The following is a 22152-nucleotide window of genomic DNA, read 5'->3' as shown; positions in this document are numbered from 1 at the left end:
CGCGCCGCCTGCCGGTCGGTGGGCTGGCCGTGGTCGTTGAGGCGGCGCGGCTTGGCCTGGTGGCCGGAGCGCGGCACGGCTTTCACAGGGGCCTCGCCGGGGCCCTGGCCGGGCAGCTCGGTTTGCGGCGGAACGGCCGGCCGGCGCACCGCCACACGGCTCGCCTGCGCGGTGCCGGCCACCAGAAAGAGGCTAAGCAGCAGTGTGATGCGAAAGAAAGCTTTCATAGAAACAGGAGTAGAAGCAAGGAGGCAGCGGCCAAACGGCTGGTGAACGAAACGTGGGATTCAGGCCCGGGAACGCCGCAAAGCCGTAGAATGGTTTAACCCGCCTGCCCGCCGCGAGTCGGCCAGGCAGTTCTTCGGCATTTTGCAAACTTAAGCCCCTTGCATGATGCCAACATGATAACGCGCCGGCCGGCGCGGCCCGCCGCACAACGGTGGCCGGGGCGGTACTTTCGTAAAAAAAACACGCTTTCCCTTGCACCTCACCTTCCCAAAGTTTCTGTTGCTGCTGGCGCTGCTGGCGGCTCCGTTTCTTACGTCGGCCCAGCGCCGCCCGGCCGGCCCCGTCAGGCGCCCAACCATCCCCCGGGTAGAGGCGGCGCGCCGCGCCGCCGCCCAGGCGGCGGCCCGCCAGAAGGCGCTGGCTGCCAGCGCCCCGGCCTTCACCAGGTACCTGCACTCGCCCTGGGTCGACAGCCTGATGCGCCAGCTCACGCCCGACCAGCGCGCCGCGCAGCTGTTCATGGTGGCTGCGTATTCCAACCGCAAGCGCATTGATGAGGACTCGATTTCGACGCTCATTCAGCAATACGGCATCGGCGGGCTGATATTCTTCCAGGGCGGCCCGGTGCGGCAGGCCAGGCTGCTGAACCGCTACCAGAGCCAGGCCAAAGTGCCGCTACTGGTGGCCCTCGATGGCGAATGGGGCGTGGGCATGCGCCTCGACAGCGTGGTGAAATTCCCCTACCAGATGAGCCTGGGCGGCGAAACCGACACGGCGCTGCTCTACGACATGGGCCGCGAAATTGCCCGGCAGTTCAAGCGGCTGGGCATGCACGTCAACTTCGCGCCGGTGGTCGATGTCAATAACAACCCCGCCAACCCCGTCATCGGCTTCCGCAGCTGGGGCGAAAACCCGGCGGCCGTGTCGCGCGACAGCCGCCAGTACATGCGCGGCATGCAGGATGCCGGCATTCTGGCCGTGGCCAAGCACTTCCCCGGCCACGGCGACGTGGACGCCGACTCCCACCTCTCGCTGCCCACCGTGCGCGTCGACCGCCGCCGGCTCGATACGCTGGAGCTGCCGCCCTTCCGCAGCCTGATGGCCGGCGGGCTGGGCGGTGTGATGGTGGCCCACCTCAACGTGCCGGCCATGGACACGGTGCTGGGCCCGAGCACGCTTTCGCGGCCCATCATCACGGGCGTGCTGCGGCAGGAAATGGGCTTCAAAGGCCTGATTTTCACCGATGCCATGAACATGCGCGGCGTCATCAGCAAGTTTCCGCCCGGCGAGGCCGACGTGCGCGCCATCATGGCCGGCAACGATATTCTGGAGTTCAGCAAGAACATTCCGCTGGCGCTGAAGATGGTGCGCGCCGCCGTCGACAGCGGCCGGATTTCGCAGAAGGAAATCGACGAGCACTGCCGCCGCGTGCTGGCCCTCAAGCAGTGGTCGGGCCTGAACCACTACCGCCCCATCGACCTCAATAACCTCTACGAAGACCTCAACGGCCCGCACGCCCAGTACCTCAGCCACCGCCTTACTGAGCTGAGCATCACGCTGCTGCGCAACCAGAAGAGCCTGCTGCCGCTGCAGCGCCTCGACACGCTGCGCATTGCCACGCTGGTGCTCGGAGGCGCCCCGCGCGACACCACCGACTTCCAGAAAGCCGTGGCCGACTACGCGCCGGCCGCGCATTTCCACATCGCCGCCACCGCCTCGCTCGATGAGCTGACGAAGCTGCGCGCCGCCCTCAAGCCCTACAACCTGATACTGGTTTCGCTGCAAAGCCTGGGCCGGCTGCCGGCCACCAGCTTCGGCATCACGCCGGAGGATAATATGCTGCTGCGCGAGCTGGCCGACCAGAAGCAGCAGCTGGTGCTCAGCGTTTTCGGCTCGGCCTACGCCGTGGCCCGGGTGCGCGACCTGGACCGCGCTTCGGCCGTCATCATGGCCTATCAGGAAAGCCCGAATGCCCAGAACCTGGCCGCGCAGGCCATTTTCGGCGGCATCGCGGCCACCGGCAAGCTGCCCGTGACGGTGAGCGACCGGTACCCGCGCGGCTTCGGCCTGCGCACGGCCGCTGGCTTCCGCCTGCGCTACGCCAACCCCGAAGACGTGAACATGGACGGCCGCCTCGAAGCCCGCGTGGATAGCCTCGTGGGCCGGGCGCTGGCGGCGCAGGCCTTTCCGGGGGCGCAGGTGCTCATTGCCCGACGCGGCACGGTGGTGCTCCGCAAAAGCTATGGCAACCAGACGTATGCGGGCTTCGCCCGCAATGAAGAATCAGGAATGAGGAATGAGGAATTGAAAAAGCAGCAGAAATCGGCTGGTAAAAATTCCTCATTCCTCATTCCTGATTCTTCATTAAACGGAGTGTCCACGCCTCGTCCGGTAAAAGACGATGACCTCTACGACCTGGCTTCGATGACCAAGCTCATGGCGGCTACGCCCGCGCTGTTGCGTTTGGAAGCCGAACACAAATTCAGCCCCGATAGCACGCTGGGTAATTATTTCCCCTTCCTGCGCGGCACCAACAAGGCCAATCTGAAAATGCGCGACGTGCTGGCCCACCAGGCCGGCCTGCAGGCCTGGATTCCGTTCTGGAAGGAGCTGACCAGGAAAAACGGCGACCTGCGCCGCCGCTATTTCCGGCCCGATTCGTCGGCGCGCTTCCCGCTGCCGGCGGCCCAGGGCCTGTGGGCCAGCAAGGATTTGCCGGCGCGCATCTACAAGGAAATCGGCGAGTCGCCGCTGAACGCGAAGCCGGGCTACGTGTACTCCGATTTGTCGTTCATCCTGTATCCGGCGCTGGTGCAGGCCCGCACCGGAATGCCGCTGGACGCCTATTTGCAGAAGGAAGTGTACCGGCCGCTGGGCGCCACCACGCTGGGCTTCCGGCCCACCAACCGCTTCCCGCTCAGCCGCATTGTGCCCACGGAAGTCGATTCGGCCTTTCGCCGCCAGCTGCTGCACGGCACGGTGCACGATGAAGGCGCGGCCCTGCTCGGCGGCCTCTCGGGCCACGCCGGCCTCTTTGGCGATGCCAACGACGTGGCCAAGCTCGCCCAAACCTACGCCTGGGGCGGGCGCTACGGCGGCCAGCAGGTGTTCGACAAAACCGTTCTGGCCGACTGGACCAGGTGCCAGTTCTGCCCCGACAACCGCCGCGCTCTGGCCTTCGACCGGCCCGCCACCAACCCCACGGTGAACTCGGCCAAATCGGCTTCGCAGCGCAGCTACGGGCACACCGGCTTCACGGGGACGTATTTCTGGGTGGAGCCGGAAAAGGATTTGGTGGTGGTGCTGCTCACCAACCGCGTGCATCCCACGCGGCGCAACAACAAGCTCACCGAGCTGAGCGTGCGCTCGTCGCTGCTGCAGCTGGCCATTGAGGCGGCGCGGTAGCACTGCTGCGAGGCTGGGAATAATGAGTTGCGGCTTGCTACCTTACGGTCCTACACGCATTCCCGCCCGATATGTTAGGACTAATGATGGCCGAGCCACTCCGCGTGGCTACGATTATTGAGCACGCCGCCAAGTGGCATTCCACCACCGAAATTGTGAGCCGGCTGCCCGAGGGCGGCATCCACCGCTACACCTATGCCGACGCTAACCGCCGGAGCAAGCAGCTGGCCCAGGCGCTGCTGAAACTCGGCGTTGAAAACGGCGACCGGGTGGGTACGCTGGCCTGGAACACGCACCGCCATTTCGAGCTGTATTTCGGGGTGGCGGGCATCGGGGCCGTGTGCCATACCATCAACCCGCGTCTGTTTCCCGAGCAGCTGGTCTACATCATCAACCACGCCGAGGACCGGCTGCTGTTTTTTGATTTGACCTTTCTGCCCCTCGTGGAACGGCTGGCGCCCGTGTGCCCAACCGTGGAAAAATGGGTGCTCCTGGCCGGGCCTGAACACCTGCCCGCGCACTCCGAGCTGCCCGGCCTGTGCAGCTATGAAGACCTGCTGGCCGCTGAAAACGCAGATTACGAATGGCCCAGCTTCGACGAAAATACGGCCTGCTCGCTCTGCTACACCTCCGGCACCACCGACCAGCCCAAGGGAGTGCTGTACTCGCACCGGTCCACGCTGCTGCACGCGCTGGCCATCTCGCTGCCCGATTCGCTCGGCTCGTCGGCTTTGGATGTGATAATGCCCGTGGTGCCCATGTTCCACGTCAACGCCTGGGGCCTGCCCTACGCGGCCCCGCTCACGGGCGCCAAGCTGGTGCTGCCCGGCGCGGGCATGGACAGCGCCAGCCTGTATGAATTGATGGAGAGTGAGGGCGTGACGTTCTCGGCCGGGGTGCCGACTATCTGGCTGGCGCTGCTGCAGTTTATGCGCGACGGCCAGCGGCAGTTCCGCACCCTGCGGCGCACGGTGGTGGGCGGTTCCAGCTGCCCGCCCGCGCTGATGAAGGCGTTCGAAGACGAGCTGCACGTGACCATCACCCACGCCTGGGGCATGACCGAAACCAGCCCCCTCGGCACCGCCAGCCGCCTCAAAGCCAGCCAGCTGGACTTGAGCAAGGACGAAAAAGCGGCCGAGCTGGCCAAGCAGGGCCGGGCCGTGTTTGGCGTCGACATGAAAATAGTGGGCGACGACGGCCAGGAGCTGCCGCACGACGGCGTGGCCTTCGGCGACCTGTTGGTGCGCGGGCCGTGGGTGGTGCGCGAGTACTTTCGCAGTTCCACGCCCGGCGAGCTCACGGCCGACGGCTGGTTCCGCACCGGCGACGTGGCCACCATCGACCCCGAGGGCTTTATGCAAATCACCGACCGCTCGAAGGACGTCATCAAGTCGGGCGGCGAGTGGATTTCCAGCATCGACCTCGAAAACCTGGCCGTGGCCCACCCCGCCGTGGCCGAGGCCGCCGTCATTGGCGTGCCCAGCGCTAAGTGGAGCGAGCGGCCCCTGCTGGTGGTGGTGCGCCGCCCGGGCATGGACGTTTCGCGGGAAGAGATGCTGGCCTTTTTCCGGGGCAAAGTGGCGAAGTTCTGGGAGCCTGATGCCGTGGAATTTGTGGATACGCTGCCGCACACGGCTACGGGCAAGCTGCTCAAGACGCAGCTGCGCAAGGACTTCGACGGGTATTCGGTGGCGTAGTGCCACCTGTCATCCTGAGCGCAGCGAAGGACCTTCTCATGCCTGATTACGATTCAGTTACTGTTAATCGTGCATCGGTGAGAAGGTCCTTCGCTGCGCTCAGGATAACAGGCGTCGGCTACTTGCCCAGCTCCTCGGCCCGGTCCCGGGCCGCGCCCGCGCCGGCCATCAGGCCTTCGCGCACCGCGCCGGCCCCGAAGGCTTTCAGCGCAGCTTCGGTGGTGCCGCCTTTGGAGGCCACTTTGGCAATCCAGTCCTGGCAGCTCAGGCCCGATTGGGAGTACAGCTCCACCGCACCGCGAAACGTCTGGCTCACCAGCAGCTCGGCTTCGGCGGGGGAGAAGCCCATTTGCGTGGCCGCATCCATGAGGGCGCCCATGCAGTAGTACACGTAGGCGGGGCCGCTGCCCGAGATGGCCGTGCTGGCATCGATGGCGCTTTCCTGCTCCACGTACACCGTTTTGCCGGTGGTGCTCAGCAGGTTCTGCACCTGCACCAGCTCGGCGCGGGTCACCTCATCGGTGCCGGTGAAGGCCGTCATGCCCATGCCAATCTGGGCCGGCAGGTTGGGCATGGCCCGGATGACTTTGGGGGTGCCCAGCGCCTCCCGAATGGTGGCAATGCGCACGCCCGCCATGATGCTGAGCACCAGCTGCTGCGGCTGCACCAGCCCTTTAAGGTTTTCAAACAGCGCCGCCGAATCCTGTGGTTTCACCGCCAGAATCAGGATGTTGGCCCCCGGCACACACTCGGCCGGCGAGCCCCACACCGTGCCGATTTCGTGCGCCGCCAGGGCCGCCACGCGCTCCGGCGAGCGGGCCAGCAGGCGCAAATCGAGCCGCGACGTAACGTGGGTACGGGCGAAGCTGCGGGCATAGGTCAGGCCCATGTTGCCGCCGCCGATGATGAGGATTTTCATAAGGAAAAGTTGTTCTTCAAAAAACAAAGAACGTCATCCATGCTGTCATCCTGAGCGCCGCGAAGGACCTTCTCTCGTCCGAACAGCTTTCGTTCAGGCGTGAGAAGGTCCTTCGCGGCGCTCAGGATGACAGGCGAAAAGCAGGCGGTTCACACCTTCAGCACCACGCCTTTCTTATACATCCAGCTCAGAATGAAATACCAGATGACGATGAGCGTGACCGCGCCCACCAGCGAGGCATTGCGCGGGTCCTGGAAGTGCGGCGCGATGCCCCACTCGTAGAGCCATTCCTTCAGCCCGCTGGTTTTGCCGCCGGGCAGCGCCAGCCTGAACAGCCCGAATGTGCGCGACAGCAGCGCCGAAAGGCAGAACACCAGAATGGCGTTGACGCCATACACCAGCGCCGGGCGCGTCCAGGCGCGGTAGCCCTGCACGTCGCAAAGCCAGTAGAGCGCGGCCAGGCCCGCCATGGCCAGCCCGCCGCAGTAGAGCACGTAGGGGCTGCTCCACAAGGCTTTGTTGATGGGAAACCACGGCGACCAGCACAGCCCGAGAATGACGAGCATCCCGGCCGCCACGAACAGCCAGGCCACTTTGGCGGCCGGCTCCTGGTCCTGGCGGCGCAGCCATTGGGCGGTGAGGCAGCCCAGCAGGCCGGTGCCCAGGGCCGGCAGGGTGCCGAGCAGGCCTTCGGGGTCCCAGGTTTTACTTTGTTTCCAGAGGTGGGCTTCGGTGAAGAGGGTGCGGTCGAGCCAGGCGCCGAGGTTGGTGGTGGGCTCCAGGTTGGCGGGGCCGAAGCCCGGCACGGGCACCAGCTGCATCAGCACCGCGTAGCCGATGAGGAAGCCGACAATCAGCCAGACCTGCGTGCGCCAGCTGGTTTTCAAAAAGATAAAGCTGCAGCCCAGAAACACCAGCGCAATGCGCTGCAGCACGCCCATGATGCGGACCACCGAGAAGTCGAATTTGGGATAGAGCGACAGCAGCAGGCCCAGCCCAAACAGTACGCCCGCCCGTTTCACCACCCGCAGCAGTACTGCGCCCTGCGGCCCACCTTTCTGCTTCGTGCCATCCAGGGCATACACCAGGCTCACGCCCACGATGAACAGGAAGAACGGAAAGATGAGGTCGGTGGGCGTGCAGCCGTTCCATTCGGCGTGCTCCAGCGGCGGGTAGATGTGACCCCAGTCGCCGGGATTGTTCACCAGAATCATGGCCATCACGGTGAGGCCCCGAAACACGTCGAGGCTGATGAGGCGGCCGGGCTGGGAGGCGTTCATTTAGTTAGGAGTTAGGAGTTAGGAGTTGTGTGGTTGTCATCCTGAGCGCAGCGAAGGACCTTATCCTGTTTGAAAAATTTGCAGTGGCTTTAAATAAACGACTTGCCGGTGAGAAGGTCCTTCGCGGCGCTCAGGATGACAACCGCACTCAACCCTTAAGCGAAACAACTCCTAACTAAAATCTTACCCCGGAAACGACACCTTGCCCATGCCCACGGCTGGCACCCGCTGCCGCCCCGCGCCGATGGCTACCGGCTGCCCGGCCACGGCCTCATTGGCCAGCACGGCAAACAGAATGGCTTCCTTGGCATCGCCCGGCACGCCCAGCGCATCGGTGCTGGCGAAGCGGGCCGTGGGCAGGTGCCGCTGCAAGGCGGCCAGCAGGGCCGGATTGTGCGCGCCGCCGCCGCTGGTGTACACGGCCGTGGGCGCGGGCCGGCCGGCAAACGCCACCTGCACAGCCCGCGCCACGCCCACGGCGCTCAGCTCCACCAGCGTTGCCAGCAGGTCTTCCAGGCTTAAATCGGTAGTGCTGCTGCGCTGCTGCGCGGCTTCCAGATAAGTTGGACCGAAAAGCTCCGGACCCGTGGTTTTGGGCAGGGGCGCGGCAAAAAACGGGTGGTCGAGCAGGGCCGCCAGCAGGGCTTCGTGCACGCGGCCGGCCAGGGCCAGGCGGCCGTCTTCGTCGTAGGCCAGCCCGGGGCGGTGGGCGCGGATGGTGGCGTCGAGCAGGGTGTTGCCGGGGCCGGTGTCGGTGCTAAAGGCGGTGGTGGCATCGCCGCCGGCGCGGGGCAGGTAGGTGAAATTGGCAATGCCGCCGAGGTTGAGCAGGAGCCGCTCCTCGTCGGGGCTGCTCAGGAGCAGGAAGTCGCCGTAGGCGGCCAGGGGCGCCCCTTCGCCGCCGGCCGCCACGTGTTTCTGCCGGAAGTCGCTGAGCGTGATGATGCCCGTGACTACGGCCACGTGGTCGCCGTCGCCGATTTGCAGCGTGGCGTTCAGACGGAAATCGGGGCGCTGGTGCTGGTGCTGCGGAGCGTGGTACACCGTCTGGCCGTGGCTGGCAATGAGGTCGATTTCGTCGGGCGCAATCTGCCACATTTTCAGGCAGTCCAGCACCGCCTGGGCGTGCAGCTTTCCCAGCCAAGCGTTGAGCAGCGTGAGGTATTCCAGGCTCACCTGCTCGCGGGCGAAGACGGTGCGGATGCGGGCCTTGGTGTCGTCAGCATACGGCACGGTATGAAACTGCTCCAGCACCAGCTGCGTGCCCGCGCCGTGCCCGCTCAGGCGGCACAGCGCCACGTCCAGCCCATCGAGCGAAGTGCCCGACATGAGGCCGATGATGCGGCGGCCGGGCTGGCGGGCGAGGTGGCAGAGGTGGGCGAGGTGGGCGTTCATGTATTAGGGTAGGAGGGTGTGGGGGTAGGAGGGGAGGAAGTTTGAGCGAATACAAAAGAACGTCAGGCTGAGCGCAGCCGAAGCCTGACGCTCTTTTGTACCTCCTGCCCTCACACCTGCTTACCCCACGCCCTAAATCAGTGGGTCGGCCGGAGTAGAAGCGTTGTTTTCGCGCTCTACACGGGGGTAGGGATAGAAATTGCGGTTGCGCTCCGCGCCGGTGGTGCCGGGGCCGGGGCGGTTGAAGCGGCGGCTGTCATCGAGGCGGAAGCCCTGGAAAGCCAGCTCAATGCTGCGGTTGCGCAGGATGTCGGTTAGCACATCGGCCACCGTGAGGGGGCCGGCGTAGGCGGGCAGCGCCGGGCCGGGCAGCGTGAGCAGCAGGCCCGTGCCGGTGGTGGCCGCCGCCGCCGTGCTGGTGCGAACCCTGTTCAGCTCGATGACGGCGTTGGGAACGTCATTTTTGCGGGCGTAGGCTTCGGCCCGAATCAGGACCATTTCATTGGGCAGATACACCGGGATGGGGGCGCTGTTGGCCGTGTAGAAACCGGTGCCCAGGTTTTGGGTGGGCAGCGGAGCCGGGCTGATGCGCAACAGAACGGGGATGCGCCGGTCGCCCGCTTCAGGCGCGAGGGCGCCGGTCAGGCCCAGGCTGGTGTTAAAAGGCTCGAACACGTTTTTGTTGCCGAAGGCCACCTCAAAAATCGGGTTGCGGGTGTTGTCATCGAAGTTGAAAACCGAGCGGCTGGTCAGGCTGACGCGGCCGGCGGCGGCCAGGGCCTTGTCGTAGTCGCCGGCTTGCAGGCTGTAGCGCGCAATCAGGGCCTGAATGGTGTTGGCCAGGTCGATGCCGGGCACAATCTTGGCGTTGAAATCGGCCGAAACCGGATTGGCGGCCAGCTGGGTGGCGGCCGTTTCGAGCTGGGCCACGGCGTTTTGCAGCAGCTGCACGCGCGGCACGAAGGGCGCGTTTTCCTGCACGGCCAGCGGGGCCTGCTCAAAAAACTGCGCCAGCGTGCCCAGCGCCAGCGCCCGGAAAATGCTGGCGTAGGCCACAATGCCGCTGCGGGTGCCCAGGTCGGTGGCGTTGTTGGCATTGGCCAGCACCAGGTCGGCGTTGGCCTTCACCAGGTTGGCCTGCGTCCAGAGGTTGCGCACCACGCCGTTGCTGTTGGTCACGTTGCCCGCGCCCAGGCTCACGTTGTACTCCTCGATATTGCCCACGTTGAGAATGGTCAGCTCCTTGGTGCTGAGCCCGCCGGCCGCCACCGAGTTGTAGATGACGCTCAGCAGGCCGCCCGTGCTGTAGCGGGCCTGCAGGCCGTTGCAGAGCGTAATCAGGCCATCGGAAGAAGTCACGACCTGCTGCTGGCTGGCCGAGCTGGGGTTCAGGTATTCCTTGTTGCAGCTGCCGAGCGAGAGGGCCAGCAACGCCGCGAGTATGGTATATTTTTTCATGGCAAAAGCTGGGGCTAGAACGAGGCCGAAAGTTTGAGCTGATAAGTGCGCGGAATGGGCACGTTGCCGAAGTCGATGGCGCGCAGCAGGTCGTTGGAGCCGCCGGCGCTGGTTTCGGGGTCGAAGCCGTTGTAGTTGTCCCACGAAATGAGGTTGCGGCCCACCAGCGACACATTCAAATTGCTGATAAACCGGCTGAACGTGGGCAGCGTGTAGCTCAGCGCGGCCTCGCGCAGCTTCACGAAGGAGCCGTCATCGACCCGGAATTCCTGGGTGTTGTAGATGGCGAAGATGTAGCCGCGCGGCAGCGTGCCGCGCAATTCCTGCTCGGCCAGGTCGCCGAGGCCCACGCCCTGGCGGGTGCGCTTGTCGGCGTTGAACACGTTGTTGCCCTGCACGGCATCGGCCAGCAGGTGCAGGCTCAGCTTCTTGTACGTCAGGTTGGTGCTGATGGAGCCGGTCCATTTCGGGTTCGGGTCGCCGATAATCAGGTTGGCGATGGCCGTGCCGGTGGCGTAGCTGGGCTGGCCGTTGCCGTCGCGGGCGGGGGTGAAGCCCGTAGCGCCCACGGGCTGGCCAATGGCGCGCTCGTCCTGCGGAAAGCCTTGGGGCGTGAGCAGCAGCCCGCCATCGGCGGTGCGGGCGTAGCCCGAGCCGTAGAACACGCCCGCCGGCTGCCCGGCCAGCAGGTATACCGGCGCGCCGGCCGCGTTGTCGATGGAAATGGCCTGGGTGCTGCCGTTCGAGCCGGGCAGGTCGAGCACTTTGTTGCGGTTGCGGTTGTAGATGGCCGTCACGTCCCAGGTGAAGTCAGTGGTTTTCACGGGCACCACCGTCAGCTGGATTTCCACGCCCCGGTTTTCCATGCGGCCCACGTTGTTGAAGATAGTGGCCCCGCCCGACGAGGGCGCGAGGTTGCGCGAGAGCAGCAGGTCGTCGATTTTCTGGTGGTACACCGTCACGCCCAGCCCGATGCGGTCCTTCAGGAAGCCCAAATCCACGCCGCCTTCCAGCTCCGAGTTGCGCTCCGGCTTCACGTCGGGGTTGGCCAGCTGGGTGCTGGGCGTGAGGGTGTTTTTGCCCAGAAAGCCCACCGGATTAAACTGGTAGAAACGGCCGTAGGTGGGCAGCGTCACCAGGTTGCCGGCTTCGCCGTAGCTGGCCCGCAGCTTCAGCGTGTTGAACGTGTTGGCATACGCTGCATCGCGCCAGAAGCCCAAATCCGATACCACCAGCGAGCCGCTGATTTTGGGATAAACCTGGTTGGTCTGGGCCGGCGAGAACTTCGTGGCCTGGTCGCGCCGGATGGCCCCGGTCACAAACGCCAGGTTGCGGAAGCCGATGGTGGCCTGCCCGTAGTAGCCGCTCAGCGAAAACCGGTCGAGGTTGTAGGCCGAGGTCACGGTGGTGTTCGAGGCCCCGCTCACGGTGGTGATGAACGGTGCCAGGTTCTGGCCCTGGGTGGCCGTGATTTCCTGCTGGCTGTACTGGTAGCTGTAGCCGGCGCGCAGGTTCAGCTTCAGGTCTTCGGTGAAGGAAACTTCGTAGCCGGCGTTGATGTCGGAGTTCAGCTGCACGGCCACGTTGTTGGCATTGGACGCGTAGCCGAACGGGTAGCGGGCCGCCGGCAGGCCGGCCGCCGCCTGGTAGGGGTAGGGCCGGATGTAGCCCTGGCCCACCTGCGAAAACGCATCCACGCCAATGACATAATCGAGCGAAAAGCCCTTGAACGGCGTGAGGTTCACCTGCACGTCGCTGATGGTCCGGTTCACGCCCTGCGTAAACTTCATGTCCTCGATGGTCGAGAGCGGGTTCACGCGGGTGGGCTCCACGGCCAGCAGGTTGCCGCTGGCATCGCGCTGGGTGATGTCGTAGATGTTGTTGGTGATGTTCACCGAGTTAATCGGGCTGTAGAACACGTTGCCGTTGGCCTTCTCGTTCGAAAAGCTGTTGACGTAGCTCAGCCCGGCCGATACCTTGGCCCAGTCGGTCAGGCGCTGGTCTACCCGCGCCCGCAGGTTGTAGCGCGTGAAATCGGTGCCCTTGATGATGCCTTGGTTTTTGAGGTAGCCCGCCGAGATGTAGTACTGCGTGCGGTCCGAGCCGCCGGCAATCGAAACGCTGTTGTCGGTGCCGTAGCCCTTCTGGAAAATCTGGTCGAAGTAGTTGTAGCGCGGCACGTCCACCAGGTTACTGGCCAGCGGCGTGGCCACGTTGGCGCGGGTGATGCTGGTGGTGGTGGTGCCGGGGTTGGCCGCAATCTGAGCCGCCGAAATCCCGCCAATGGTGTACAAACGCAGGCCAGCAAAGCCAAACTGCTTACCATACGTATTCACCGGCACCGATTTCCGCAACTCGTTCATCGTCACGCTGGTGCTCACGCTCACACGCGGCGCGCCCGTGGCCCCGCGCTTGGTGGTGATGAGCACCACGCCGTTGGCCGCCCGCGAGCCGTAGATGGCCGCCGCCGCCGCCCCGTTGATGACGTTGAGGCTGGCAATGTCGTTGGGGTTGAGGTCGGCCAGGCGGTTCTGGCCGGCGTTGGCCTGCCCGATGTCGTTGGCCAGCGCCAGCTGCGACACGTTGGTGCTGGCGTTGCTCACTATCACGCCGTCAATCACATACAGCGGGTCGGAGCTGCCCGCCAGCGTGTGAATGCCCCGCAGGCGCACCGACAGCGAGCCCGCCGGGTCGCCCGAGTTCTGGGTAATCTGCGCGCCCGGCACCTTGCCCTGCAGCGAGTTCAGCACTCCGCCCGAGCCGCTTTGCGTCAGCTCCGCGCCCTGCACCGTGCTGATGGCGTTGCCCAGCTCGCGCCGGTTCACGGTCACCGTCGAGCCCACCACCACAATCTCATCGAGCTTCTGCTGGGCTTCGGCCAGGGCCACGTCGGTGGTCACGGTGGCCTCGGTGCCCAGCCGCAGGGGCCGCGTTTCGGTCTTGTACCCCACCAGCGACACCGTGAGCGTGTAGCTGCCCGGCACCAGCGTAGCCCCCAGGCTATAAGCCCCGTCCGCATCGGACGTCGCCCCCACGGTAGTGCCGCCCAGCAGCACCGTCGCGCCCGGCAGGCCCTGCCCGGCGGCATCGGTCACCCGGCCGCGCAGGGTGTAGCGCTGGTCCTGGGCCTGGGCCAGCAGCGGCCCCGCCCACAGCAAGAACAGCAAGAGCCCGCTCAGGTACCGGGCCAAAGGATTTCGGTAAGAATGCAGCATACAGAAGAGGGGTTAGGGTGAGCGAAAATGGTGATGGTTTGGGCCGGTTGTTATGTGTTTTGTGCGAAAAGTATCTGTCATCCTGAGCGCAACGAAGGACCTTATCACGCTTGTGCCATTTCAATCCAGGCAAGCTATTAAGTCGTAATCAGGTCCTTCGCTGCGCTCAGGATGACAGGTGGGTCAGAACTCCCAGCGCACGAAGGCCTCGATGCCCTCGTATTCCGGCAGGCCCAGCTGGTCGTAGAGCTTGGCCGTGGTGCGGTTCCGCGCCTCGGCGCGCTGCCAGAACTCGCGCTGGTCGGCCCCGGGGAACAGCGGCCGGTCCTTCTGGCTTTGGTGCTTGAAGATGGCGCGGCGCTTGCGCGTGAGCTCCTGCGGCGAAAGGGGCACGGCCATCTCAATCTGGTCGATGTCCCATTCCTGCCAGGCGCCGCGGTAGAGCCACACCCAGCAGTCGTCGAGCCAGGCCGTGCCGGAGGCTTTGAGGCGGTGGATGCTTTCAAAAATGGCCGCCAGGCACACGCGGTGCGTGCCGTGCGGGTCCGAAAGGTCGCCGGCGGCGTAAATCTGCTGGGGCCGGATGCGGTTCAGCAGCTCCATCGTGATGCGGATATCCTCGTCGCCGAGCGGTTTTTTGCGCACCCGGCCGGTTTCGTAAAACGGCAGGTTCAGGAAGTGGGCGCGCTCGTCGGGGTCGAGGCCGGCGTAGCGCAGGGCACTTTTGGCCTCGCCGCTCCGGATAAGGCCCTTTATCTGCTGCACCTCGTCGCTGTCGACCTGGCCGGGCTGTTTCTTTTTGAGGAAATCGGCCACGCGGTGGTAGAGGTTGTCGGCGGGCTCGCCGCTGGAAAAGTGAAACGCCTGGTCGTAGTCGGCCACGAAATCGGCGAAGCGAATGGCCTCGTCATCGAACACGGCAATGTTGCCCGACGTCTGGTAGGCCACGTGCACCTCGTGACCCTGGTCCACGAGCCGCAGCAGGGTGCCGCCCATCGAAATCACGTCGTCGTCGGGGTGCGGGCTGAAGATGAGCACGCGCTTCGGAAACGGTTCGGCGCGCTCGGGCCGGTAGGTGTCGTCGGCGTGGGGCTTGCCGCCGGGCCAGCCCGTGATGGTGTGCTGCAGCTCGTTGAACACCCGGATGTTGATGTCGTAGGCCGGGCCCGACTGGGCCAGCAGCTCCGAGAGGCCGTTCTCGTTGTAGTCTTCCTCGGTGAGCTTGAGAATGGGTTTCGTGACGGTGCGGGCCAGCCAGGTCACGGCCTTGCGCACCAGGGCGGCGTCGTGCCAGCTGCAGGGCAGGTTGAGCAGCCAGGGCGTTTTGCGGGGCGTGAGCTCGGCCCCGGCGGCTTCGTCGAGCACCACCTGCACGGCGGGGTGGCGCTGCAGGTACGTAGCGGGCACGGTGTCGCTCACCTCGCCTTCCACCATGCGCTTCACCACGGCGGCCTTGCCCTCGCCCCAGGCCATGAGCACAATCCGACGGGCTTCGAGAATGGTGCCCACGCCCATCGTCAGGGCGCGGCGCGGCACGTTTTCCTCCCCGTAAAAATCCGAGGCCGCGTCGGTGCGCGTGACGTGGTCCAGGGTAATCATGCGGGTGCGGGAGGCCGGGCCGGAGCCGGGCTCGTTGAAGCCGATGTGCCCGGTGCGCCCGATGCCCAGCAGCTGCAAATCGATGCCGCCGGCCTCCCGAATCTGCTCCTCGTAGCGCTGGCAAAACGCGGCCACCTGCTCCGGCGGCACGGTGCCGTCGGGGATGTGCACGTTTTCGGGCCGGATGTCAACGTGGTCGAACAAATACTCCCGCATGAAGCGCACGTAGCTCTGCAGCGAGTCGGGCGCCATGGGGTAATACTCGTCCAGGTTGAAGCTGACCACGTTCTGAAAGCTCAGGCCGTCTTCGCGGTGCAGGCGCACCAGCTCCTCATACACGCGGGTAGGCGAGGAGCCGGTGGCGAGGCCCAGCACGCAGGTGCGGCCCTCGGCGGCGCGGGCGCGAATGAGCCCGGCAATCTGGCCGGCCACGGCGGCCGAGGCCAGCTCCGAATCGGAATAGATGCTGACGGGCAGGTGCGCCCCCGGCGTAGCGGGCAGGTGCGTGAATTCAGGAGTCATAGCAGGTGGGAGTAGGGGAAGCGGAGAATTGACCGAAAAGGTGAGCAGAAAATTGGCGAAAAACGACTGGTGACCAAAATATTTGCTGCATGATAATGGAATATCAATAAATTAACATAGATATTGCCTGAAGCCCAAGTCGTTTTTTTTCCCGCAAACGTTTGGGGCAATATTACCCGAATATTTCGCACATTTGACGCCCCAACTTCATTTTGTGCTCACGCAGCGCCTGAGCGGCCGCTGTCCCATTCGCTTTCTCTCACCAAACTTCCTTTCTCATGAAAAAAACGTACTGGCTATTTCTGTTTTTGCTGGTGCTGCTGGCACCTCCCGGCTGGGCCCAGGCCCTGCGCACGGTCAGCGGCATCGTCACCTCGGGCACCGACCAAAGCCCGCTGCCGGGCGTGACGGTGCTCGTGAAGGGCACCACCTCCGGCAGCACCTCCGGCTCCGACGGCCGCTACTCGGTGCAGGCCGCGCCGGGCGCCACGCTGGTGTTCAGCTTCATCGGCTACACGTCGCAGGAGCGGAAAGTGGATGCCGACGGGGCCGTGGATGTGGCCCTGAAGGAAAGCACTGCCGCGCTGGACGAAGTGGTGGTGACGGCGTACAACATTGCCCAGGACAAGCGCACGCTCGTGACGGCCGTGCAGGAAGTGAAGAGCAAGGACCTGATTGACTCGCGCCAGACCAACGTGGTGAATGCCTTGCAGGGCAAAATCGCGGGCGTGAACATCACCTCCTCGGGCGGAGCGCCGGGCGAGGGCGCGGCCATCGTCATCCGGGGCGGCAACTCGCTCGACGGCGACAACCAGCCGCTGTTCGTCATCGACGGGATGATTATGGACAACAGCTCGTTTCAGGAAAGCGCGGCGCCCGGCGCGGGCTCGCAGTTCAACGGTCTGCTGGGCCGCTCGGTGGGCGCCGCCAACCGCGCCGGCGACCTCAACCCCGAGGACATTGCCAGCATCACGGTGCTGAAGGGGCCGGCCGCCGCCGCCCTCTACGGCCTGCGCGCCGCCAACGGCGCGGTGGTCATCACCACCAAAAAAGGCACGGCCGGCCGCACCACGCTCAACGTGCGCAGCCAGGTGTCGGTGGATGAGGTGAACCGGCTGCCCAAAATGCAGGACCAGTACGGCCAGGGCTCCAACGGCGTGTTCGACGGCACCACGCGGGTGTCGTTCGGGCCGCGCTTCACGCCGGGCCAGCCGGTGTACGACAACCTCGGCAACTTCTACCGCAAGGGCTACACCTACCAGAACTTCCTGAACATGTCGGGCGGCTCGGACAAAGCCACGTTTTTCGTGTCGGCCTCCAACCTGCAGCAGAGCGGCGTGACGCCCCAGAGCAAGTACGACAAAAGCACGGTGCGCCTCTCGGGCACGGCCGAAATCTCGCCCCGGCTCAGCGTGAGCGGCTCGGCGCAGTACCTCACTTCGGGCGGCGAGCGGCCCATTCAGGGGCCGGGCCTGTTCGGGTCGTCGGGCGGCTACCTGCTCAGCCTGCTGAACTGGCCGCGCAACGACGATGCCCGCAACTACCTCAATCCCGACGGCTCGCGCCGCCGCCTGCTGGCCCTGGGCAACGGCACCGACGCCGACGCCGACAACCCCTACTTCACCGTGGAGCGCAACCCGCAGACCGACCGCACCAACCGCTTCGTGGGCAACGTGCAGCTGAGCTTCAAGGCGGCCAAGTGGCTGACCTTGAGCCATAACATCGGGACGGACCTATACACCTCGCGCAACACCTCGGTGCGCGCCGTGGGCACCTCGCAGGTAGGCAACCAGAACGGCGGCATTGCCGAAACCGTGGACCAGTTCCGGCTGATTACGGCCTCCACGCTGGCCACGTTCACCCACGATTTCAACTCCAACTTTGGCGGCACCTTCATCCTGGGCAATACCATTGAGGAAAACAAGGACCAGGCCGTGGACTACATCGGCCTGATTTTCCAGAACCCCGGCTTTGTGGGGCTGAACAACACCGTGAACCGCAGCGCCCTGCAGCGCGATACCAAGCGCCACCTCATCGGCAACTTCGCCCGCCTGAGCATCAGCGCCTTCAACCAGGTATTCGTGGAATTGCAGGCCCGCTACGACCAGTCCTCGACCCTGCCCCGGCCCGACGAGAACAAGATTTATGGCAAGGGTTTCCTCTACGGCTCGGCCGGCCTGGGCTACGAATTCACCAAAACGCTGGGCCTGGAGCAGAACAACATCCTGAACTACGGCAAGGTCCGCGCCTCGGTGGCCGAGGTGGGCAAGGACACGCAGCCCTACCGCGTGCTGGCCGCGCTGGCCCAGAACACCTACATCGGCGGCGGCTTTCGCAACGATTTCTTCGGCTCGAACCCTAACCTCAAGCCCGAGCGCACCCGCACCTACGAGGCCGGCATCAACCTACAGTTCCTGAAAAACCGGCTGAGCCTGGATTTCAACTACTACTACTCGCGCAGCAAGGACCAGATTATTGCGCCCCGCGTGAGTCAGGCGGCCGGTTTCATCCTGCAATACATCAACGGCGGCATCGTGACCAACGAAGGGCAGGAGGTTTCCCTCACCGGCTCGCCGGTGCGCGGCAAGAATTTCAGCTGGGACATCACGGCCAACTTCTACCACAACACCAACCGCGTGGAAGAGCTGCCGTACCCGCTCACCGTGGTGTTTCAGTCCGATGCCTTCATTACGGACGTGCACGAGGGCGGCGCTTTCCCCGGGCGGCCCATCACGGGCGTGGGCGCCACGGATTTCGTGCGCGTGACCGACCCCAACAGCCCATCCTTCGGCCAGGTGCTCATCGGGGCCAACGGCTACCCCAGCGTGAACACCAGCCTGCTCTACGCCGGCGACCGTGCCCCGCGCTTCACCACCCAACTCACCAACACGTTCACGTACAAAGGCCTGTCGCTGGCCGCGCTGTTCGATTTCCGGGTGGGCGGCAAGGTGATTAACGGCAACGACTGGTACCAGACCGGCGTGGGCACTTCGCAGCGCACCGCCGACCGCTACAACACGGTGACCTTCGACGGCGTGGTGGCCGTGAAAAACCCCGACGGCAGCACCAGCTACGTGGCCAACACCCGCGCCGTGGAGCTGACCCAGACCTACTACACCAGCATTCTGGGCCGGGTGGGCACGGCCTTTATCGAAGATGGCTCGTGGGCCCGCCTGCGCTACGCCACGCTCAGCTACGCGCTGCCCGCCAGCCTGCTGAGCCCCACCAAATTCATCAAGGGCGTGGAGCTGAGCGTGACCGGCCGCAACCTGGTGCTGCTCACTAACTACACCGGCGCCGACCCCGAAACCTCGGCGGCCGGCGCGGGCGTGCGCGGCGGCGGCTCCAACGGCTTCGACTTTGGCAACGTGCCCGCCACGCGGGGCGTGGACATGGCCGTGCGGGTCAATTTCTAACCCTGTCTTTCCAGCTGTATTATGAACCTGAAACGATATATCCTGAGCCTGGGCCTGCTCACTACGGCGGCGGCGCTCACCGCGTGCGAGAAGTTTCTCGACGTGAACGACAACCCCAACAACCCGGTGGTTTCGACGCCCAACTTCCTGCTGCCGGGCATCATTTCCAACGGCATTCAGACGCAGATGTTCACGGCGCTGCGCACGCCCTACATCACGCAGTACGTGGTGAGCCGCACGGCCAACAGCGGCGGCAACGACCAGTATTTCTTCACCAACGCGCAGAGCACGAACACGTTCAATTATTCCTACTTCCAGTCGGGCGGCAACATCCCGACCATGCAGAAGGCGGCCGAGGCCGAAGGCTCGGTGTACTACATCGGGGCTGGCAAGATTATGCAGGCCGTGATTCTGGCCCACGCCACCGATATGCTGGGCGACATTCCCTACTCCGAAGCTTACCAGGGCGGGGCCAACTTCACGCCCAAATACGACTCGCAGCAGCAGATTTATGCCACCATCAACCAGCTCTGCGACGAGGGCGTGGTGGAGATGAGCAAGCCCGCCAGCGCGCAGGTGCGCCCCTTCTACAGCACCTCGCCCAGCGAAAGCGGCGACATCCTCTACAAGGGCGACCCCGGCAAATGGGTGCGCCTGGCCTACGCCCTGAAAGCGCGCCAGGCCCAGCACCTCACCAAAAAGGGCAGCTACGACCCCCGCGCCGTGCTGGCGCTGTGCGACCGGGCCTTCACGTCGTCGGCCGATGATGCGCAAATCAACTTCCAGGTGGCCGTGGCCCCGCTCACGAACACGACCAACATTTTTGGCGTGACGCGGGCCAACTTCGGCACGGCCACGTTTTCGTCGAACATCATCAAGTACCTGAACGGGACCACCTTCCCCGGCGTGGTGGACCCCCGCTTTGGCGTACTCACGCCCACCACCAGCCTGGGCGTGAACCCCGGCGCGGGCACCAGCAGCACCGCCAACCTCACGCCCGGCTCCACCATCACCGACTTCTACGGCGGCTGGTATGCCCGCGACCTGGGCTACTTCGAGGCCATTACCTACCACGAAATCAAGTTCATCGAAGCCGAAGCCGCCTTCCTGGCCAACGACAAAACCCGCGCCCTGGCGGCCCTGCGCGAAGGCATTCGGGCGCACATGAAGAAAGTGGGCGGCGGGGGCTCGTACTCGCCGCCGGCCGTTACGTTCCCCGCCATTCTCGACGGGCAGATTGCGGCCTACCTGGCCAGCGCGGCCGTGCCCCAGACCGAGGCCACGCTCACGCTGCGCAGCATCATGGAGCAGAAATACATTGCCATGTTCCTGAACCCGGACTCGTGGTCGGACCTGCGCCGCTACGACTTCCGCGCCGACCTGTACGTGAACTTCCTCTACCCGACGGGGGCCAATACCGGCCTGGCCAGCCAGACCGACCCCCTGCGCCGCTACCCGCGCCGCCTGCTGCCCGGCGCCACCGAAGTCACGGTGAACCCCAACGCCGTGGCGGGCCTCTACGCCGAAGCCGGCGCCACCAGCGACAGCGACTACCTGACCAAGCCGCTGTGGTTTGACCGGCCGTAGGAGAACGTCATGCCGCAAATCGTCTGTCATCCTGAGCAGCGCGAAGGTCCTTCGCGCTGCTCAGGATGACAGATGAACGTGTTTATAATTCCTTTTGACTTCAATTCCTTCCCAATATGAAATTCTCCTTTAAACCCCTGCTGCTGGCGCTGCCCCTGCTGGGGGCGCTGCTGGGCGGCTGTAAGAAAGAGCTGGACGACTATTACCACGCGCCCGATGACGGCTCGGTTTCGGATGCGGGCTTTGCCGGGCTGGGGCTGCCGCGCGTGCCGCTGGGCACCCGCTATGCCCCCGGCGAAACCGTGCCGCTCTACGTGACCTTCAACGAGACGGACCAGCTGCGCGACATCACCGTGTTCCACGTCATCAACAAAACCGACTCGACCACGACCGGGACCTACCCGGCCAATGGCGTGTTCAATGCCGCCGGTGGGCTGCTGGCCCAGGCCGTGCCCTACGTGGTGCCGGCCGCTACCAACGGCGTGCCCGTGCGCGTGGACGTGACGCTGCGCTTCCAGAACGGGGCCACGCGCCTGCGCCGCTTCACCTACAACGTGGCCCAGCCCATCACCCTCAGGTTTGGCACCACGCCGGCCACCTACCGCAACACGCTGGCGGCCACGGCCCAGGCCGAGGGCGACATCATCGGCTACTCGCTTATCATCAATGAAACCGGCATCGGGGTGGTGCCCACGCCCCCGAACCTGCCCACGGCGGCCAACCCGCTGTTTAAGGCCGTGGACAGCCTCACCACGTTTTACCGCATCGGGACCGGCGCGCCGGTACGGGTGGGCGTGATTCGCAACCCCTCGAACGGCGCCGCCAACACCCGCACCGTGGACGTGACCATTCCGCGCGGAGCCCAGGGGCAGCAGCTCACCTACTCGTTCACGGCCTACGGCGCGGTGCAGGCCGTGACGGTGACGGCGCCGCCCATCGGCGTGGTGGCGGCCACGCCGCTGGCCACCCTGCGCACGGGCCGCATCAGCGGCGGCCCCAACGCCACCCCCGATTCCTTGGCTTTCAACCTGCGCACCGGCCTCATCGAGCCGGCCGCCAACCCGGCCACGACCAAGGATTTGTTCGTGAGCGGGCTGAGCGGCAACGTGGTCAACCTCTCGGCCGCCAACACCACGCGCTACACCAAAATCACGGCCCTGCAGCTGGATAGGGGCTTCTACACCAGCGCCACGGCCAATGCCGTGGCCACGGCCCTCTACACCAACGGCCTCACCGCCGGCCTCGTCAGCGCCGACCTGGGGGCCGTGGCCGCCGGCGACGTCTACGCCGTGCGCATTCGCGGGGCCGAGTTTGCGCTGCTGCGCATCCTCAGCGTGAAGCCCAGCAGCGCCGGCTCCAATGCCCGGGTGCGGTTTGAGTACAAGCTGCTATAGCCAGTGCCGAAAGCCGCCGCCGCATGCGGTTGGCCTA

The 22152-nt window shown here is 65.1% G+C and carries 12 protein-coding genes; 5 read left to right on the top strand and 7 right to left on the bottom strand.

The features are described 5' to 3' along the window. A partial coding sequence (locus tag ACYVHT_RS19605) for a hypothetical protein (protein ID WP_460556043.1) occupies positions 1–227 on the bottom strand: 227 nt, incomplete at its 3' end. A 253-nt stretch (positions 228–480) separates the two neighbouring features. Here ACYVHT_RS19605 and ACYVHT_RS19600 point away from each other — a divergent pair. Beyond that, positions 481–3633 (top strand): glycoside hydrolase family 3 N-terminal domain-containing protein, encoded by a 3153-nt coding sequence (locus ACYVHT_RS19600; protein WP_460556040.1) that lies wholly within the window; start codon positions 481–483, stop codon positions 3631–3633. A 71-nt stretch (positions 3634–3704) separates the two neighbouring features. Then, the gene (locus ACYVHT_RS19595) at positions 3705–5330 is read left to right on the top strand and encodes a 3-(methylthio)propionyl-CoA ligase (RefSeq protein WP_460556037.1); all 1626 of its coding nucleotides are present in this window, start codon (positions 3705–3707) and stop codon (positions 5328–5330) included. 118 nt (positions 5331–5448) lie between these two features. On the opposite strand, the gene proC is transcribed toward ACYVHT_RS19595, so the two are convergent. The 6 genes from proC to nagB form a co-directional block, all read right to left on the bottom strand. Beyond that, entirely contained in the window at positions 5449–6249 is an 801-nt protein-coding gene (gene proC / locus ACYVHT_RS19590; RefSeq protein ID WP_460556034.1) for a pyrroline-5-carboxylate reductase family protein, read from the bottom strand. Between the two features lie 149 nt (positions 6250–6398). Then, positions 6399–7529: an acyltransferase family protein gene (locus ACYVHT_RS19585; protein WP_460556031.1), complete on the bottom strand. Its 1131-nt coding sequence runs from the start codon at positions 7527–7529 to the stop codon at positions 6399–6401. Positions 7530–7712: 183 nt separating this feature from the next. Further along, on the bottom strand, positions 7713–8924 hold the full coding sequence (locus tag ACYVHT_RS19580) for an anhydro-N-acetylmuramic acid kinase (RefSeq protein WP_460556028.1): 1212 nt from the start codon (positions 8922–8924) through the stop codon (positions 7713–7715). Positions 8925–9056: 132 nt separating this feature from the next. Continuing rightward, entirely contained in the window at positions 9057–10382 is a 1326-nt protein-coding gene (locus tag ACYVHT_RS19575; protein WP_460556025.1) for a RagB/SusD family nutrient uptake outer membrane protein, read from the bottom strand. 14 nt (positions 10383–10396) lie between these two features. Further along, positions 10397–13597: a SusC/RagA family TonB-linked outer membrane protein gene (locus ACYVHT_RS19570; protein ID WP_460556022.1), complete on the bottom strand. Its 3201-nt coding sequence runs from the start codon at positions 13595–13597 to the stop codon at positions 10397–10399. Positions 13598–13780: 183 nt separating this feature from the next. Further along, a complete protein-coding gene (gene nagB / locus ACYVHT_RS19565) occupies positions 13781–15718 on the bottom strand; it encodes a glucosamine-6-phosphate deaminase (RefSeq protein WP_460556019.1) in 1938 nt (645 codons plus the stop codon). A gap of 278 nt (positions 15719–15996) precedes the next feature. Between nagB and ACYVHT_RS19560 the strand changes: the two genes are divergently transcribed. From ACYVHT_RS19560 to ACYVHT_RS19550, 3 genes are all read left to right on the top strand, one after another. Then, positions 15997–19134 (top strand): SusC/RagA family TonB-linked outer membrane protein, encoded by a 3138-nt coding sequence (locus ACYVHT_RS19560; protein ID WP_460556016.1) that lies wholly within the window; start codon positions 15997–15999, stop codon positions 19132–19134. A gap of 21 nt (positions 19135–19155) precedes the next feature. Beyond that, positions 19156–20721 (top strand): RagB/SusD family nutrient uptake outer membrane protein, encoded by a 1566-nt coding sequence (locus tag ACYVHT_RS19555; protein WP_460556013.1) that lies wholly within the window; start codon positions 19156–19158, stop codon positions 20719–20721. Positions 20722–20837: 116 nt separating this feature from the next. After that, on the top strand, positions 20838–22115 hold the full coding sequence (locus ACYVHT_RS19550; RefSeq protein WP_460556010.1) for a hypothetical protein: 1278 nt from the start codon (positions 20838–20840) through the stop codon (positions 22113–22115). The last annotated feature ends 37 nt before the right edge of the window (positions 22116–22152 follow it).

Source organism: Hymenobacter daeguensis (assembly GCF_054780555.1).
Note: the sequence above shows the minus strand (reverse complement) of the source record. Positions and strands in the feature narration are given on the sequence as shown.